The following is a 12,867-nucleotide window of genomic DNA, read 5'->3' on the forward strand; positions in this document are numbered from 1 at the left end:
CGAAATCTCGTAATTGAACTACGAAATCTCGTTTATCACGAGTTTTCGTAGCGGCCAAGCGCGGGTGAAAATGCTGCGTCATCAAGGCAATGTCCGCTTCTTCGTCGGTGGCATGCTCCTTGCGTAATTCCTTCTCGCATTGACGCGCAGGAGGGCCGATGTCCACGTTCGACAATCCGTTTGATCCCGATCGCAAGCTTCGAGCCGGCTGTGTTTGCGGCCAGCATCGTTCCGCAGCTGAGCATGAGCAGGCGACGGCGCTGCATTGCGAGCCGGTCGCAAGCGAAGAGCAGCGCTACGAGGGCGTGGTCGCCTCCGCATTGATGCGCGCGATGTTTCCGCAGGACGTGGCGCGGCGTGCTTTTCTGAAGTCGGTCGGAGCATCGACCGCGCTCGCGGCGCTGTCGCAATTCTTCCCGATGAAGACGGCGACCGAGGTGTTCGCGCAAGCCGGCGCGCCCGAGAAGAAGGACCTCAAGGTCGGCTTCATCCCGATCACCTGCGCGACGCCGATCATCATGGCAGCGCCAATGGGCTTCTATGCCAAGCACGGCCTCAACGTCGAAGTGGTGAAGACCGCCGGCTGGGCCGTGATCCGCGACAAGACCATCAACAAGGAATACGACGCCGCGCACATGCTGGCACCGATGCCGATCGCGATCTCGCTCGGCCTTGGCGCCAACGCCATTCCGTTCACCGTCCCGGCCATCGAGAACATCAACGGGCAGGGCATCGTGCTGGCGAGCAAGCACAAGGACAAGCGCGATCCGAAGGACTGGAAGGGGCTGAAATTCGCCATCCCCTTCGACTATTCCATGCACAATTATCTCTTGCGCTATTACCTCGCCGAGCACGGTCTCGATCCCGATACCGACGTGCAGTTGCGCTCGGTGCCGCCGCCGGAGATGGTCGCGAATTTGCGTGCCGACAACATCGACGGCTTCCTCGCGCCCGACAACATCTGCCAGCGCGCAATCTATGACGGCGTCGGCTTCATGCATCTGCTCTCCAAGGAGATCTGGGACGGCCATCCCTGCTGCAGCTTTGCCGCCAGCCGCGAGTTCATCACCACCGCGCCGAACAGCTTCGCGGCGCTGACGCGGGCGATCGTCGATGCCACCGCCTATGCTTCCAAGGCCGAGAACCGCAAGCAGATTGCCGAAGCCATCGCGCCGGCGAACTACATCAACGCGCCTGTCACCGTGCTGGAGCAGGTCCTGACCGGCACCTACGCCGACGGCCTCGGCGGGGTGAAGACCGATCCCAAGCGCGTCGATTTCGATCCGTTCCCCTGGCAGTCCTTTGCGGTTTGGATGCTGACGCAGATGAAGCGCTGGGGCCAGATCAAGGGCGACGTCGACTACAAGGCGGTGGCCGAGCAGGTGTATCTGGCAACCGATACCAAGAAGCTGATGACCGAGATGGGCCTCACGCCGCCGGCGAGTGCCTACAAGTCGTTCGCGGTGATGGGCAAGAATTTCGATCCGGCCAAGCCCGAGGATTATCTGGCGAGCTTCAAGATCAGGAAGGCGTCGTGATGGCCCGCGCTCTATCTTCACCTCGCCCCGCTTGCGGGGAGAGGTCAGATCGCTCTTGCGATCCGGGTGAGGGGGTACAGGTCCCTCGACAATCTCACGTGTTGAGGGAGGCCCCTCACCCCGACCCTCTCAGCGCGAGCGAAGCTCGTCGCGCCCCCGTAAGAACGGGGAGAGGGAGATGACCGCCTCCCTCCGCCTCCGCGCCGGCCTCGTCTCCCTCGTGCTGCTCGCCGCTTTCCTCGGCATCTGGCATATCGCCACGCGCTCGACCGCCGCGACGACGACGATGAGCCCGGAATACGCCAAGCTGATGGGCCTGACCGCAACGCAAGGCAAATCTGCCATGCCGGGGCCGCTCGATGTCGGCGCCAAGCTGTGGGAGCACCTGAAGCGGCCGTTCTACGACAACGGGCCGAACGACAAGGGGCTCGGCATCCAGCTCGGCTATTCCATTGCGCGCGTCGGCACCGGCTATCTCCTGGCCGTGCTGGTGGCGATCCCGCTCGGCTTTCTGATCGGCATGTCGCCGCTGCTGAGCAAGGCGCTCGATCCGTTCATCCAGGTCTTGAAGCCGATCTCGCCTTTGGCCTGGATGCCGCTCGCGCTCTACACCATCAAGGATTCCTCGGTCTCCGCGATCTTCGTCATCTTCATCTGCTCGATTTGGCCGATGCTGCTCAACACGGTGTTCGGCGTCGCGAGCGTGCGCAAGGAATGGATCAACGTCGCGCGGACGCTCGAGGTCGGCACCGTCAGGCGGGCCTTCACCGTGATCCTGCCGGCAGCGGCCCCGACCATCCTGACCGGCATGCGCATCTCGATCGGCATCGCCTGGCTGGTGATCGTCGCAGCCGAGATGCTCGTCGGCGGCACCGGCATCGGCTACTTCGTCTGGAACGAGTGGAATAATCTCTCGATCACCAACGTCATCATCGCGATCCTCCTGATCGGGATCGTCGGCATGCTGCTCGACCAGATCCTGGCGCGCTTCACGCGCATGGTCACGTTTCCGGAGTAGAGGCGATGACCGACAAGTTCATCTCGATCGAAGGCATCGCCAAGCGCTATCCCGGCGCGGGCGGCGCGGCGACCACCATCTTCGAGAACCTCTGGCTCTCGATGGCGCGCGGCGAGTTTTGTTGCGTGATCGGCCATTCCGGCTGCGGCAAGACCACGGTGCTCAACATCCTCGCCGGGCTCGATGCGCCGAGCGAGGGCGCGGTCATCGTCGACGGTCAGGCGATCTCGGGCACCAGCCTCGACCGCGCCGTGATCTTCCAGAGCCATGCGCTGCTGCCCTGGCGCACGGTACTCGGTAACGTCGCCTATGCCGTCAGCTCGAAATGGCGCAGCTGGGACCGCGCCAAGGTCAAGGCGCATGCGCAGAAGTTCATCGATCTGGTCGGCCTCTCCGGCGCCGAGCACAAGCGTCCCTCGGAGCTGTCGGGCGGCATGAAGCAGCGCGTTGGCATCGCACGGGCGCTGTCGATCACGCCGAAGATGATGCTGATGGACGAGCCGTTCTCGGCGCTGGACGCGCTGACGCGCGGCACGCTGCAGGACGAGGTGCGGCGGATTTGCCTGGAGACCGGGCAGACCGCGTTCATGATCACCCACGACGTCGACGAGGCGATCTATCTCGCCGACAAGATCTTCCTGATGACCAACGGTCCCGGCGCGGTGCTGGCGGAGGTGGTCGAGAACCCGCTGCCGCGGGACCGCGGCCGCACCGACCTGCACCGCCATCCGCTGTACTACGCGCTGCGCAACCACATCATCGATTTCCTGGTGACGCGCAGCAAGACTTTTACCACTGAAAAGCCGGATCACGATCCGCGCAATGTGCCGACGGTGCAGATCGGCAAGCCCGGGCTCTCGATCGCATCAAGCGGCGAAGAGCCGCGACAGACCTGGATGCCGGGGACAAACCCCGGATTGAGCGCCTGATTTTTGTAGACGCATGATCCACGGAAAAACCGCTTCACACTTTTCCGGATCATGCTTTTGAAAGGAGACCCCGACATGAAACGCGAAGACCTCACCGAAAAACTGCTCGACATCAAGCGCGAGAAGGGCTGGAGCTGGAAGCACATCTGCGAAAAGATCGGCGGCTATTCCGAGGTGCTGATCGTCGGTGCGATCATGGGCCAGATGAAGCTGACGAAGCCGCAGGCTGCCAATGCCGGCGAGCTGTTCGGCCTGTCGAAGGCGGAAGTTGCCATGCTCAATGAGGTGCCGATGCGCGGCACCGGCACGCCGATGCCGCCGACCGACCCGCTGATCTACCGCTTCTACGAGATGGTGATGGTGAACGGTCCGGCCTGGAAGGCGCTGATCGAGGAGGAGTTCGGCGACGGCATCATGTCGGCGATCGACTTCGACATGGGCATCGAGCGCGTCGCCAACCCCAAGGGCGACCGCGTCAAGATCACCATGAGCGGCAAGTTCCTGCCGTATAAATATTACGGCGCCAGCGGCAACGTGCCGGAGTACGGCTTCAAGGAGGAGTGACCGCGGCGAAGGCGGCGCGCAGCTCGCCGACCGGCGCCATCTCGCGGATGTAGGTGAAGGACCCCTTGTCCTTCATCTCGCGCGCGCAGTTCAGGAACGCTGCGAGCGCGTAGCGCGACATGGCTCCGCCGACGCTGATGCGCTTGACGCCAGCGGCGGATAATTGCTCGACGGTTAGCGTCGGGTCGGCAAAGCCCATCACGTGGTTGAAGGGCTTGCCCAGCGAGGACACCACCGTCCTGATCGTGGCGAGATCGTACAGGCCCGGGGCATAGAGGACGTCGGCGCCAGCGGCCTCGAAGGCCTGCAGGCGGCGGATCGTATCGTCGATGTCCTTGCGGCCGTGCAGGAAGTTCTCGGCCCGCGCTGTCAGCGTGAACGGAATGGGCAGCGCGCGTGCCACCTCCACCGCGGCCTGGACGCGCTCGACGGCGTGGGAGAAGTCGTAGATCGGGCGATCGCGATCGCCGCTGAAATCCTCGATCGAGCCGCCCACCGCGCCAGTGTCTGCGGCACGCCGAATAGCTTCGGCGGCGCGTCTCGGCTCATGTGCGCCACAATTCTCGAGATCGACGCTGACGGGCAGGTCGGTGGCTTCGACGATCGTGCGTGCGTTGGCGAGGATGACGTCGAGGCTGACGCCGCTGCTGCCGAGCATGTTGGCGACCCCGAGGCTCGTAGTGGCCAGGGCTTCGAAGCCCATCGCCGCGAGCAGCTTCGCGGTGCCGGCATCCCATGGATTGGGAATGATGAAGGCACCGGGCCGCTCGTGCAACGCGCGAAACGCTCTCGCCTTGTCCAACTGGCTCGTCATGGCTCGTCTCCATTGTCTATCCCAACGAGCTTTAGGCGCACTTTCGTCATCCGCCAAATTTGTTATTCTGTCAGATATCATCAGCTTTTTGCATGAGGTCGCGATGGACAGTGACGCCCTCAACACCTTCCTGGCGGTTCATCGCAGAGGCGGGATTTCGCATGCCGCGAAATTCCTGCACCGCTCGCAGCCGGCGATTTCGCGCCGTATCGCTCTATTGGAGCAGGAGCTCGGCGTTCCCCTGTTCGAGCGGGTGGCAGGCCGCACCCGGCTGAGCGATGCCGGGCGCGTGCTGATCCCCTATGCCGAGCGCGCAGTGGCCGCGGCGCAGGATGCCGAACAGGCGATCCGCGCACTGACCAAGCAGAATGCAGGGCCGGTTTCGCTGGCCGTGACCGGGACGCTCGCTGACAGCCGCCTCTCGACCATCATGAAGCGGTTTACCAAGGAGCATCCCGCCGTCGTGCTGAGCTTGCGGACGGCGACCAGCGCGGAGGTCAGCGATCTCATCCGGCGCGGCGAGGCCACGATAGGCCTGCGCTACAACGCCGACGGCTCGGGCGATCTCGCCTGCGAGCAGATCCTGCGCGAATCGTTGCAAGTGGTCTGTGCGCCCGACCATCCTCGCGCCGGACAGCGGGTGAAACGCCTCGCCGAGCTTGGTGGCGAGCGCTGGATCGCATTCCCCGAGATTCGCGGGCGCCGCGAGATTGCCGCGGCTCACGTGTTCGCGCTGTTTCTGACGCGGGGACTTGGCGAGGTGGAATGGACGGCCGTGGACAGCCTCACTGCGCAGAAGCGGCTGGTGGAATCGGGCTTCGGTCTTGCACTGCTGGCAAAAAGCCATGTGGCGGAGGAGCTGCGTGCGGGCTCGATTGCGACGATCGCCGTGGGCGACCTTGGTGCGCACCAGGATATCATCCTCGTCACGCGTCGTGACGGGTTTTTGAGCGCTGCCGCAGAGCGCCTGCTCGAAACCATCCGCCGCAACTATGCCGGGCCGAATGTCTCGACCACGCGGGAAGGCAGAAGAAGAACGCCGGCGCGCAAGGCTATTGCGCGCCGGCGGGTCGGTTGACTCGATTATTTCCCCGCCTTCACCTCGGCGGCGGCAACTGCGAGCAGCTCGCTCATCTTGGCGCGAATCGCCTGCTCGGTGACGGCGACGTTCTTGGCGGCGAAATCGGTCGTCAGCTTGCGCACGACGTCGGCATCGCCGGCCTCCTCGAAATCGGCCGCAACCACCTCCTTGGCATAGGCGGTGGCGGCATCACCGGTAATGCCGAGCTTCTCGGCTGCCCACAGGCCGAGCAGCCGGTTGCGGCGGGCCTCCGCCTTGAACTTCTGCTCCTCGTCGAGGGCGAACTTCTTCTCGAAGCCTTCCTGGCGCTTATCGAACTCGCTCATGCCTGTTCCAAATCCTCGCTGAATGAAGCGGGAGCCTTCCGTTGCGGCGACCCGGCTGCATGCCTACATAGATAGCACGAATCGGCAAAACAACGGGCCGTTAAGCCGCAGGCAAGACGGTATAAGTTGGCGCCGGACGGCCGGATCGATTGTGCTCGGACAGCCAATCGGATAGGTTGCCTAAGGCTTGGTTCCCGTTCTGTTTCCAACGGGTTATAGATGGGTTCCTGGCCGTTCACGGCAGCTCCGCTGTGGGTCGTAATCCTAGTCAACCGGAGCACACCAAATTCATGGATTTCAACAAAACACGGTACATCCCCATGAGCCGTCGGCGTCGCATTTATGAAGGCAAGGCAAAGGTTCTTTACGAAGGCCCCGAGCCCGGTACCCTGATCCAGCACTTCAAGGACGATGCCACCGCGTTCAATGCGAAAAAGCATCAGGTGATCGAGGGCAAAGGCGTCCTCAACAATCGGATCTCGGAGTACCTGTTTCAGCACCTCAACGACATCGGGGTGCCGACCCATTTCATCCGCCGCCTCAACATGCGCGAGCAGTTGATTCGCGAGGTCGAGATCGTGCCGCTGGAGGTGGTGGTGCGGAACGTCGCCGCCGGCTCGCTGTCGCAGCGCCTCGGCATCGAGGAGGGCACGCAGCTGCCCCGCTCGATTATCGAGTTCTACTACAAGAACGACCAGCTCAACGACCCCATGGTGTCGGAAGAGCACATCACCGCCTTCGGCTGGGCGACGCCGCAGGAGATCGACGACATCATGGCGCTCGCCATCCGCGTCAACGACTTCCTCACCGGCCTCTTCCTCGGCATCGGCATCCGCCTCGTCGACTTCAAGATGGAGTGCGGGCGCCTGTTCGAGAACGAGATGATGCGCATCATCGTCGCCGACGAGATCTCGCCGGACAGCTGCCGGCTGTGGGACATCAAGTCGAACGAGAAGCTCGACAAGGATCGTTTCCGCAGGGATCTCGGCGGCCTGCTCGAGGCCTACACCGAAGTTGCAAAGCGTCTCGGCATCCTCATGGAGAACGAGCGTCCCCAGGGCACCGGCCCGGTGCTGGTGAAGAGCTGAAGAGGACTTTTGACGTGAAGGCACGTGTTACCGTTACCCTGAAGACGGGCATCCTCGATCCGCAGGGCAAGGCCATCGAAGGCGCGTTGAAGTCGCTCGGCGTCGACGGCGTCGCCAGCGTCCGCCAGGGCAAGGTGTTCGACATCGAGCTCGCCGGCGCCGACAAGGCCAAGGCGGAGGCGGCGCTGAAGGAGGCCGCCGACAAGCTCTTGGCGAACACCGTGATCGAGAATTATGCGATCGAGATGAAAGGCTGAGCGGAGTGGCGGATATCGGCAAAGAGCTGATTTTGGAGCTGCTGAAGCAGGTCGAGCAAACGCTCGGTGATGTCGAATACAAGATCGACGAAATCAGGTCTGAGCTGAGCGCCTGTCGAGAAGAGCAGCTTCTCATGCTGCACGACCTTCAGGTGGCGCAGAGCACGTGGTCTGGCAGACGAGGCATGTAACCAGTCTGAGCGTCTGGACTCACAGCCACCCGGCCCGCCGAAAACGCCAGTACAGCGAGCCGCATGCCGTCAGCATCACGCCCAGCAGCATGAAATAGCCGTACTCCCATTCCAGCTCAGGCATGTGCTTGAAGTTCATGCCGTAGATGCCGGCGAGCGCGGTCGGGACCGCGATGATGGCGAGCCAGGATGCGAGCTTCTTGGATACCGCCGTCTCCTGGGCCTGGCCGACCAAAAGGCTTGCCTCGAAGGCGAAGGCCAGCACCTCGCGCATGGAATCGATGCGCTCCTGGATGTTGCGGACGTGGTCGGTGACGTCGCGGAACAGCGGCTGCATGGCCTGCCGCACCATCGAGAGGTCGTCATGCTCCAGCCGGCGGCAGACCTCCACCAGCGGGCCGATCGCGGTCCTCAGCCGCAACAGGTCGCGGCGAAGCATGTAGAGCCGCTCGATCTGCGCCTTGCTGATCTGCTTGGAGAGCACGTCGTCCTCGATGCTCTCGATCTCGTCGTGGATGCTCTCCAGCACGGGCGAGTAATTGTCGACGATGAAATCGAGGATGGCATAGAGGATGTAGTCCTCGCCGCGCGCGAGCGCCCGCGGACAGCTCTCGCAGCGCTCGCGCACCGGCGTGTAGGAGGTCGAGGCGCCGTGGCGCACCGAGACCAGATAGCCTTCGCCGACGAAGATGTGGGTCTCGCCGAAGGCAATGCGCCCCTCGATCAATTGCGCGGTGCGCGCGACGATGAACAGGGCCTCGCCATATTGCTCGATCTTCGGCCGTTGATGGGCGTGGTTGGCGTCCTCGATCGCGAGGTCGTGCAGGTCGAACTGCTTCTGCACCGCGCCGAGCAGCGCCATGTCGGGCTCGTGCAGCCCGATCCACACGACATGGCCGGGCTTGGCTCGCCAGCTCGAGGCCTCGCTGATGGCGATATTGGCGACCCGGCGGCCGTCGACATAAGCGCCGGCGGCGACCACGCCCTCGGCGGATACTGCTTCGGCGAGAGATGCGGGCAGCGACGGGACGTTCATGGCTTCAATCCCGGGCAAATCGAGCGGCCAAAGGCGCGTGGCTATGGCCTGTGTACAAGGGCGCTCCGCAACGCTAGCACTGGTAAAATCTCCGTCAAATGGTTATGTCTGTTCACGAATTGGCCCGTTGGCCAGCCTCGATTCCCAGCCGCGTCGGAACCTCTGCCATGAAAGCCGCCATCCTCGTCTTTCCCGGAATCAACCGCGAGCGCGACATGGCGCGCGCGTTGAGGCTGATCTCCGGCAGCGAGCCCGCGATGGTCTGGCACGCCGAGACCGCGCTGCCTGCGGGCACCGATCTCGTCGTCGTGCCCGGCGGCTTCTCCTACGGCGATTACCTGCGCTGCGGCGCGATTGCGGCGCGTGCACCGGTGATGGATGCGGTGCGCGACTATGCGGCCAAGGGCGGCCTCGTGCTCGGCGTCTGCAACGGCTTTCAGATCCTGTGCGAGTCCGGTCTCTTGCCGGGCGTGCTGATGCGTAACGCGCGGCTGAAATTCATCTGCCGCGACGTGCATCTGCGCGTCGAGCGTTCCGACACGCCGTTCACCCGCGGCTACAATGCCGGCCAGGTGATCCGCGTGCCGGTCGCCCATGGCGAGGGCAATTACGAGGCGGACGAAGAGACCATCAAGCGGCTCGAAGGCGAGGGGCGGGTGCTCTATCGCTATTGCTCCGCTGCCGGCGAAGTCGACGATTTCAACAACATCAACGGCGCCGCGCATTCGATCGCCGGCATCGTCAACGACCGGGGCAACGTGCTCGGCATGATGCCGCATCCGGAAAACCACGTCGAAGACATCATGGGCTGCACCGATGGTCGCGGCTTGTTCGCCGGTCTCGCCCAGCATCTGGAAAAAGCCGCGTGATCTCGTTCGTGGTGAAGCGTGCGCTCGCCGCGATCGCGGCGCTAGCGTTCGCGACATTTTCGATCGCCACTTGCGCATCCGCGCAGGACTATCCCAAGCGTCCCATCACCATGATCGTGCCGTTCGCGGCCGGCGGCACCTCGGACGTGATCGCGCGGGCGGTGGCCGAGCAGATGGGCATCGCGCTCGGCCAGCCCATCGTGATCGAGAATGTTGCGGGGGCCGGCGGCTCGACCGCGCTGGCGCGGGCCTCCCGCGCCGAGCCGGATGGTTATACGATTGCGATCGGCAATGCCGGCACCAATGCCGCGACCTACACGATCTATCCAAAACTGCCGTTCACGCCTGATTCCTTCGTGCCGATCGCGATGGTGGCGAAGACGTTCGGCATCATCGCGCTGCGCAAGGACTTTCCAGCGAAGGACCTGAAAGAGTTCATCGCCTATGCCAAGGCGAATCCGGGCAAGATCAATTTCGGCCATGCCGGCGTCGGCTCCTCGAACTATCTGATCTGCAAAAGCTTCGTCACAGCAGCCGGGATCGACGCGACGCTGATCGGCTATCGCGGCGCCGCGCCGGCGCTGACCGACGCGGTCGGCGGCCAGATCGACGGCGTCTGCGACGCGGCCGCCTCGGTGTCGCAGTCGATCAACGACAAGCTGGTGAAGGGCCTCGTGGTCGGCTCGACCGTTCGGCTCTCAACGCTGCCGGATCTGCCGACCTCGGCAGAAGCGGGCCTGCCCGAGTTCGAGGCACAAGGCTGGAACGGCCTGTTCGCGCCCAAGGGCACGCCGCCGGCCGTGATCGCCAAGCTGAATGCCACGGCGCGCACGGCCGTCGAGACCGAAGCGGTGAAGAAGCGCTTCGCCGACCTGTCGACCGTCGCGCCCGATGCCGACGAGCACGCGCCCGACGTGCTGCAAAAGCTCGTGACGCGCGACGTCGAAAAGTACCGCAAGATGCTGGCGGACGACGCCAACAAGTAGCCCGGCCAAGTTGTCTGCTGGCGGCCGGCGTATGGCCGCCCGGAAGCTTACTGGAGCACGGGAATGCGGGCGATGACCTTGATCTCGAAGTCGAAGCCGGCAAGCCAGTTCACGCCGACGGCCGTCCAGTTCGGATAGGGAGGATCGCCGATCTCCTCGGCGCGAACGGCCATCACCGTCTCGATCTGGCTCGCCGGATCGGTGTGGAACGTGGTGACATCGACGACATCGTCCAGCGTGCATCCACCAGCGGCGAGCACGGCACGCAAATTGGCGAACGCGCGCCGGACCTGGTCCTCGAATACCGGTTCGGGCGAGCCGTCCTCGCGGCTGCCGACCTGCCCCGACACGAACAGCAGGTCACCGGAGCGGATCGCTGCGGAGTAGCGATGCACTTGATAGAGCGCGTGGCGGTTGGCGGGGAAGATTGCCTCTCGCTGGGGCATGGCAGGGCCTTTCGGTTAATGGGCGTGAGCGGATCGTGGGTGTTCCATGGCTGGCGCGTCACGGCAATTTCAGATACGTTTCGTATGTGAGATATCGCTCACATACGAGGCGTATGTCAAGGGGGCAGGGCATGGCAAAGGGGAAGCGCGCCGCGGCCATGGCGGAAAACCGGGCCAGGCTCATCCGCGCCGCACGCGCGGCATTTGCCACGCAGGGCTATGCAGACGCGTCGATGGACGAACTCACTGCGGCCGTCGGTCTGACGCGGGGCGCGCTGTATCACAACTTCGAAGACAAGAAGGGGCTGCTCTGGGCCGTCGTCGAGCAGATCGACGGTGAAATGGCGGAGCGGCTCCGCATCGTTCGGGAGCAAGCGCCCAACCCGTGGCTGGGCCTGCTCGCCGAGGGAAGCGCCTATATCGAAATGGCGCTCGAACCTGAGATCCAGCGCATCATGCTCCTGGATGGACCTGCCGTGCTCGGCGATCCCTCCAAATGGCCCGGCGAGAACGCCTGTCTCGATATCACCATGCGAACGATCCGTGCGCTGATCGAGCAGGGAATCGTGAAGCCGGTCGATGTCGAAGCGGCGGGGCGGTTGCTGAACGGGGCTGCGCTCAGCGCCGCCTTGTGGGTCGCGGCAGCCGACGATCCCAAGAATGTGCTGAGCAAGGCCGTCGACGCGTTTCGAGTGCTGGCGAGTGGATTGCTACGCGAGGCGCGTGAACCTGCATAGGTTTTGCGGCGACTGACTCCTCGTCACCATTAAGGCGCGCGTCCGGGTTCGCTGATTTCTTGCCGGTTGACGCAACTCAAAGTTGTTTCATCGGTTCGATTGCATTATCAGGAGGCCGGCTGTCGTTGTGCTTTCCGGATGTCACATGCCCGTTGCTTTGGTCGTTCTGCTGCTCGATATCACGCTGATCTATCACGCCTCGCGAACCGGACGGTTGCGGCCCTGGGCCTTCATCATCCTGCTGGTGCCGATGATGGGCGCGCTCGCCTATATCGCGGTCGAGCTCATTCCCGAATGGTTTTCCAGCCCCGGTGCCCGGCAGGCGCGCCAGCGTGTCGCCAATCGCCTCGATCCCGAGAAGCGCTATCGCGAGCTGTCCGACCAACTCGCCGGCACCGATACCATCGCCAACCGCGCCGCGCTGGCGGAAGAGTGCGCGAATATCGGCCGGTTCGGCGAAGCGGAAGCGCACTATGATCACATCCTGAAGCTGCCGATGGGCCACGATCCCTCCTACGCGCTGCGCAGGGCGCAGGCGCAATTTGCCGCCAGCCGCCCAGCCGATGCGCTGGCGACGCTGGACGATCTGCAGAAGCAATGGCCCGATTTCGATTCCGCCGACGCGCATCTGCTCTATGCCCGCGCGCTCGCCGAGGTCGGACGTGTCGACGAGGCGCTGGAGGAATATCACGCGCTCGCCGACTACTTCCCCGGCGCCGAGGCGCGGGTGCGCTACGGCATGCTGCTGCAAACGGTCGGCCGCACCGCAGAGGCGCGCATGGTCTTCAACGAGCTCCTGATCCAGATGCGGCGCGCGCCGAAATATCTGCGCAAGGCGCAGGCGGAGTGGCTGTCGATCGCGGAGAAGCAGTTGTCGGCGTGAGGAGTCCGGCCCGCGTGAGTTGTTTTGATGCCTTGGGCGATTCCTTTTGATTGTTCGGCCTACGTTTGAGAGATACGCCTGCCCGTTGACGTCGCCGAGCGGCG

16 protein-coding genes are annotated in these 12,867 nt (G+C 63.8%); 12 read left to right on the forward strand and 4 right to left on the reverse strand.

The annotated features are described in order from the left end of the window. Positions 1–158: 158 nt before the first annotated feature. The 4 genes from I6F24_RS04670 (at position 159) to cynS (ending at position 4,049) form a co-directional block, all read left to right on the forward strand. Positions 159–1,538 (forward strand): CmpA/NrtA family ABC transporter substrate-binding protein, encoded by a 1,380-nt coding sequence (locus I6F24_RS04670; RefSeq protein ID WP_225151208.1) that lies wholly within the window; start codon positions 159–161, stop codon positions 1,536–1,538. Between the two features lie 178 nt (positions 1,539–1,716). Continuing rightward, the gene (gene ntrB / locus I6F24_RS04675; RefSeq protein ID WP_225151210.1) at positions 1,717–2,556 is read left to right on the forward strand and encodes a nitrate ABC transporter permease; all 840 of its coding nucleotides are present in this window, start codon (positions 1,717–1,719) and stop codon (positions 2,554–2,556) included. 5 nt (positions 2,557–2,561) lie between these two features. Beyond that, positions 2,562–3,485: an ABC transporter ATP-binding protein gene (locus tag I6F24_RS04680; protein ID WP_225151212.1), complete on the forward strand. Its 924-nt coding sequence runs from the start codon at positions 2,562–2,564 to the stop codon at positions 3,483–3,485. A gap of 75 nt (positions 3,486–3,560) precedes the next feature. Next, positions 3,561–4,049 carry a cyanase gene (cynS, locus tag I6F24_RS04685; RefSeq protein ID WP_025037304.1) on the forward strand — a complete coding sequence of 163 codons (489 nt, stop codon included), beginning with the start codon at positions 3,561–3,563 and terminating at the stop codon, positions 4,047–4,049. Here cynS and I6F24_RS04690 read toward each other — a convergent pair. Then, complete coding sequence (locus tag I6F24_RS04690; RefSeq protein ID WP_036027851.1) at positions 4,036–4,863, reverse strand: isocitrate lyase/phosphoenolpyruvate mutase family protein; 828 nt, start codon at positions 4,861–4,863, stop codon at positions 4,036–4,038. The two genes, cynS and I6F24_RS04690, sit on opposite strands and share 14 nt — an antisense overlap. On the opposite strand from I6F24_RS04690, the gene I6F24_RS04695 reads away from it, so the two are divergent. After that, positions 4,844–5,941 carry a LysR family transcriptional regulator gene (locus tag I6F24_RS04695; protein ID WP_225124747.1) on the forward strand — a complete coding sequence of 366 codons (1,098 nt, stop codon included), beginning with the start codon at positions 4,844–4,846 and terminating at the stop codon, positions 5,939–5,941. The genes I6F24_RS04690 and I6F24_RS04695 overlap by 20 nt on opposite strands. A gap of 5 nt (positions 5,942–5,946) precedes the next feature. Here I6F24_RS04695 and I6F24_RS04700 read toward each other — a convergent pair whose 3' ends face one another. Further along, positions 5,947–6,270 carry a DUF1476 domain-containing protein gene (locus tag I6F24_RS04700; protein WP_225150536.1) on the reverse strand — a complete coding sequence of 108 codons (324 nt, stop codon included), beginning with the start codon at positions 6,268–6,270 and terminating at the stop codon, positions 5,947–5,949. 320 nt (positions 6,271–6,590) lie between these two features. Here I6F24_RS04700 and purC point away from each other — a divergent pair, with 320 nt between their 5' ends. Genes purC through I6F24_RS04715 form a run of 3 tightly spaced genes read left to right on the forward strand, consistent with a single transcriptional unit; the run spans position 6,591 to position 7,806 of the window. Then, positions 6,591–7,358: a phosphoribosylaminoimidazolesuccinocarboxamide synthase gene (gene purC / locus I6F24_RS04705; protein ID WP_172782948.1), complete on the forward strand. Its 768-nt coding sequence runs from the start codon at positions 6,591–6,593 to the stop codon at positions 7,356–7,358. 14 nt (positions 7,359–7,372) lie between these two features. Continuing rightward, on the forward strand, positions 7,373–7,615 hold the full coding sequence (purS, locus tag I6F24_RS04710) for a phosphoribosylformylglycinamidine synthase subunit PurS (RefSeq protein WP_027548637.1): 243 nt from the start codon (positions 7,373–7,375) through the stop codon (positions 7,613–7,615). Positions 7,616–7,620: 5 nt separating this feature from the next. Further along, a complete protein-coding gene (locus I6F24_RS04715; protein ID WP_036027848.1) occupies positions 7,621–7,806 on the forward strand; it encodes a hypothetical protein in 186 nt (61 codons plus the stop codon). Positions 7,807–7,825: 19 nt separating this feature from the next. Here I6F24_RS04715 and I6F24_RS04720 read toward each other — a convergent pair whose 3' ends face one another. Then, on the reverse strand, positions 7,826–8,842 hold the full coding sequence (locus tag I6F24_RS04720) for a magnesium and cobalt transport protein CorA (protein WP_036027847.1): 1,017 nt from the start codon (positions 8,840–8,842) through the stop codon (positions 7,826–7,828). 167 nt (positions 8,843–9,009) lie between these two features. Here I6F24_RS04720 and purQ point away from each other — a divergent pair, with 167 nt between their 5' ends. Then, positions 9,010–9,711, forward strand: a complete 702-nt coding sequence (gene purQ / locus I6F24_RS04725; protein ID WP_036027846.1) for a phosphoribosylformylglycinamidine synthase subunit PurQ — start codon at positions 9,010–9,012, stop codon at positions 9,709–9,711. After that, entirely contained in the window at positions 9,708–10,697 is a 990-nt protein-coding gene (locus I6F24_RS04730) for a tripartite tricarboxylate transporter substrate binding protein BugD (protein WP_036027845.1), read from the forward strand. The genes purQ and I6F24_RS04730 overlap by 4 nt, the downstream gene beginning before the upstream one ends. Before the next feature lie 47 nt (positions 10,698–10,744). Here I6F24_RS04730 and I6F24_RS04735 read toward each other — a convergent pair whose 3' ends face one another. Then, entirely contained in the window at positions 10,745–11,143 is a 399-nt protein-coding gene (locus I6F24_RS04735) for a RidA family protein (protein WP_074448244.1), read from the reverse strand. Between the two features lie 131 nt (positions 11,144–11,274). On the opposite strand from I6F24_RS04735, the gene I6F24_RS04740 reads away from it, so the two are divergent. Beyond that, the gene (locus I6F24_RS04740) at positions 11,275–11,880 is read left to right on the forward strand and encodes a TetR/AcrR family transcriptional regulator (RefSeq protein ID WP_036027838.1); all 606 of its coding nucleotides are present in this window, start codon (positions 11,275–11,277) and stop codon (positions 11,878–11,880) included. A gap of 145 nt (positions 11,881–12,025) precedes the next feature. After that, positions 12,026–12,763, forward strand: coding sequence for a tetratricopeptide repeat protein (locus I6F24_RS04745; RefSeq protein WP_225151214.1), 738 nt, complete (start codon positions 12,026–12,028; stop codon positions 12,761–12,763). Positions 12,764–12,867: the final 104 nt, after the last annotated feature.

Origin of the sequence: Bradyrhizobium sp. BRP23, assembly GCF_020194135.1 — a bacterium.
Lineage (GTDB): Bacteria > Pseudomonadota > Alphaproteobacteria > Rhizobiales > Xanthobacteraceae > Bradyrhizobium > Bradyrhizobium yuanmingense.